Consider the following 3125-nt stretch of genomic DNA (forward strand, 5'->3'; position numbering starts at 1 on the left):
ATGCAGGAAGGCTTCGCGGCCGGTACGAGGCGCATCCCTCCTCCGAAGCAGCACGCCCAAGTATCATCACAAGCCCCGAGCGCTCGCGTTCGGCGATGTCCAATTTCCGACAATGTCGGAATACAGTCAGATCTGCTGGATTGACTTTAAATGGTTTTCTCATTTGGCACAGCGCATGCTGGTTATCCGCAAACACGTGACCGACCAACAAGAAGTCGCATGATCACCTCACCAAAACATACAGCCGCGGAACAATCACTTGGCCCGAACTTGCTTATCGCCCTCCCCGTCACCACAACCGGAGCCATCCATGTCTGACGGGCTGCCCAGGATACCTACTGCGACCGCGCTTGCCCGGTGACGACCGCTCCGGCTCCGCCCGTTACCGACGAGGCAAAGTGACGGATTTCCTGCTTTTCAACGACATGGAGGTGGTTGTCATTCCCGCTGGGGGACAGACTCGGCCTGTTCAAGGCATTGCGCGAAGGCGGCAAGATGACGGCCACCCGTGCGCGAACTCAAGGAGCGCAGCCTGTATCGTGTATCAGGCAAATAGGCCGTGGGTCAGTGACCTTGACACAGGGGACATGCGCAAGGTCCTGAAGTTTGATGTAGCGATAGAAGGGTGCCAATGACAACAATAGCTTACAGGAACGGAACCATGGCTGGCGACGGCCGAGCCTTGGGTTTTGACTCAGTATCCGTCGGTGAGAAAACGAAGGTGTTTCGCTTATGCGACGGCACACTCATCGGCGTTTCCTCTTCGTCCTTGGGTATTCCAAAGGCCGTTCGAGACTGGGTTGAGAAGGGCATGGATGTTTCTGATATTCCTGTGCCGCGCAACGACGACAATTTTGAATTTGAGGCGCTGATAGTGCGCAAAAATGGGGAAGCCGTATTGTTGGACGGCAATTGGCTGCCAAGTGATCCCGTGAAAGGTGAATATTATGCCATCGGGAGCGGCAAGCAGTATGCTTTGGCCGCGCTGGTTTTGGGCAAGTCAGCTAAGGAAAGCGTCGAAGTTGCCGCGAAACTCGACGTTTGGACTGGTGGCACAGTCACTGCCATAACTCACTAAACCCGCCTTTCGGCGGGAGTGTGACAGTGCGAGCGTGGAAGTAGGGCGCCACCCCGGGGCACGTCGAGCCCTGTCATCTGCTTGCGTTGTTGGACATGTGAGCTGGTCCATAAGCGCGCGAAAGCGTCCAGTTGTGGCCAAAAGCACGATTTGCGACAGAACCGGCCCGCTTCTATGAGTATGGGCCGCTTTTTGCGGCCAGCGTGCTTGCCATCCTGCCGCCAGTGGCCGTCGCCTTCTTCTTCCAAGGTTACCTCGTCATGAAGTAGAGCACCACGATCTTGTCGGAGAAATCGGAAAGGCGGACGGCCCTTCCGTCCGCGTCGGCCAGTTCGAAAGGCGGCGCGGCCTGCTCGTCGATCGCCTGGAAGAACCTCTCCGCGCTGTCCCTCATCTTGTCGAGATCGGCGCCCGGATGGTGGGCCAGCGCGGAGGTCGCGAGGATCAGCGCCAGAAATTGAATCGCAAGCGACGGTTTCGCTTTCATGGACAATGCATTCCGGTTGGGGGCGTTCGAGGGCTCCGCGGCTAGGATTGGTCTCACTGTGTCTGCTCCCGCTCCCGGCGGCTCATCTGCCTGATAGGCGCGTTCCCGCTCGGGCCATGTGCTTTTGATGAAGGCCAGAACGGCCCGGATCTCCTCGTCGGTGAGGACATTCCCGAAGCCCGGCATGTCGCTCTGGTAGCCGCCGCCGACGACCGCGGCCGGTCCCGGCGCCGGCATGCGTCCCGAAGGCAGCGGGCTTTCCAATCGCGCTGACCTTCGCCTGGCTAAAACCGTCTTGCCTAGCGCTATCGCCGCGGCCGGGGCGCCGCCACCGGCCATCCGGTTGGCGAGCCAAGGCAATGTCCAGACCAATCCGAGGCCTGCCGCGGCCACGCATCGATAAGAGGACCGACGCCCTTCTCCTTTGCCGCCGCTGGAGAACAGGTACTTGATCAGCGCGGCCGTCCCGAGGACGAGCACGACGACGACAAGCAGCCACACCAGGCCCATGCCGAACATCATCATGCCGCTCATGCATTCCATCATCGAAGCCTCCTATTCCGTGGCGTAGACGCCGCCGGTCCCGTCAGACTTCCGGATTTCGAGAATCTCGAAGGGCGCTTCCTTCGTGCCACTCATGCCGGGGGAGCCCATCGGCATGCCGGGCAGCGTCATGCCCTTTGATGTCGGGCCGCTCGGTCAAGAGCTTGTTGACCGTGCCGACCGGCACATGGCCGCTCACCACATAGCCGTCGATGAACGAGAGAAGGCAGCCATCGGCTTCCGGCGGAATGCCCTCTTCGCGGCTCATGGCGAAAAGGTCGTGCGTCGGCCTTGACGGTGACAGCGAAGCCGTTTCCTGCAAATAGCCGGCATAACCTTCGCAGCAGCCGCATTGCGGGTTCTTGTAGAGCGTGACGTCCTTTCGCCGGCGAACGCCGGAGCGGCGCCTGACAGGATCGAGGCGAGGACAAGAGCTATCAGGGTATTGGACATTTTTGCTTCTCCTTCGGCTTGTGGACTGGTCAGGCGACCGGCCGCCTGGTGTTCGAGAACGTGGCAGTGGAACATCCAATTGCCGGGATTGTCGGCGACGAAGGCGATCTCGACCTTCTCGCGCGGCGAAACCAGCGCCGTGTCCTGCCATTCGCGACGTGGGGTGGGCTGGCCGTTGCGGGAAATCACCCGGAAGGAATGGCCGTGCAGATGGATCGGATCATGCCACGCGGTTGCGTTGGTCGTGGCGATGACGTGGCTCTTATTCCGCAAGAGCGTCAGCCCCGGCTTCATGTCGTGATTGGCCTCGTCGGCGGCGACGCCGTTGATGAACCAGGCGGTGCCGGAATTCATCGTCCTGCATCATGCGCCCGGACCCATGCTTTCACCCATGTCCTGCGCCACCATCTCGCCCATCATGCCGCCGGTGAAGACGACTTCGTTGCGGGACGCTGTATCGAGGTCCGGCTCCGGCAGCGGAATGGTCGGCAGGGTCAGCGGCCAATCAGGCACACGTGCCCTAAGCGGAGTGTCGGAATAAACAAGATCGACGAGCTCATATTC

Annotated in this window: 5 protein-coding genes and 1 pseudogene; 2 read left to right on the forward strand and 4 right to left on the reverse strand. The window is 60.4% G+C overall.

Annotated features, from left to right (window positions below):
• Together EN742_RS38805 and EN742_RS29640 are read left to right on the forward strand one after the other, a co-directional pair.
• Positions 1-223: hypothetical protein (locus EN742_RS38805; protein ID WP_210214490.1), on the forward strand; the 223-nt coding region annotated here is incomplete at its 5' end.
• 438 nt (positions 224-661) lie between these two features.
• The gene (locus EN742_RS29640; protein ID WP_063169404.1) at positions 662-1078 is read left to right on the forward strand and encodes a hypothetical protein; all 417 of its coding nucleotides are present in this window, start codon (positions 662-664) and stop codon (positions 1076-1078) included.
• A 250-nt stretch (positions 1079-1328) separates the two neighbouring features.
• Here EN742_RS29640 and EN742_RS40285 read toward each other — a convergent pair whose 3' ends face one another.
• The 4 genes and pseudogenes from EN742_RS40285 to EN742_RS39715 form a co-directional block, all read right to left on the reverse strand.
• A complete protein-coding gene (locus EN742_RS40285) occupies positions 1329-2099 on the reverse strand; it encodes a redoxin domain-containing protein (RefSeq protein ID WP_245330000.1) in 771 nt (256 codons plus the stop codon).
• A gap of 52 nt (positions 2100-2151) precedes the next feature.
• Complete coding sequence (locus tag EN742_RS39705; protein WP_236372580.1) at positions 2152-2376, reverse strand: DUF411 domain-containing protein; 225 nt, start codon at positions 2374-2376, stop codon at positions 2152-2154.
• A complete protein-coding gene (locus EN742_RS39710) occupies positions 2373-2915 on the reverse strand; it encodes a multicopper oxidase domain-containing protein (RefSeq protein WP_236473613.1) in 543 nt (180 codons plus the stop codon). Before EN742_RS39710 ends, EN742_RS39705 begins: the two co-directional genes overlap by 4 nt.
• Before the next feature lie 9 nt (positions 2916-2924).
• Positions 2925-3125: pseudogene (locus EN742_RS39715) on the reverse strand (multicopper oxidase family protein); the annotation flags it as partial.

This window comes from Mesorhizobium sp. M4A.F.Ca.ET.020.02.1.1 (assembly GCF_004022645.1).
In the GTDB taxonomy this organism is placed as follows: Bacteria; Pseudomonadota; Alphaproteobacteria; order Rhizobiales; family Rhizobiaceae; genus Mesorhizobium.

Bases quoted from the DNA above. Each gene is read 5' to 3' on its own strand.
- EN742_RS29640 (WP_063169404.1), top strand. From the start codon at position 662: ATGGCTGGCGACGGCCGAGCCTTGGGTTTTGACTCAGTATCCGTCGGT.
- EN742_RS40285 (WP_245330000.1), bottom strand. From the start codon at position 2,099: ATGAGCGGCATGATGATGTTCGGCATGGGCCTGGTGTGGCTGCTTGTC.
- EN742_RS39705 (WP_236372580.1), bottom strand. From the start codon at position 2,376: ATGAGCCGCGAAGAGGGCATTCCGCCGGAAGCCGATGGCTGCCTTCTC.
- EN742_RS39710 (WP_236473613.1), bottom strand. From the start codon at position 2,915: ATGAATTCCGGCACCGCCTGGTTCATCAACGGCGTCGCCGCCGACGAG.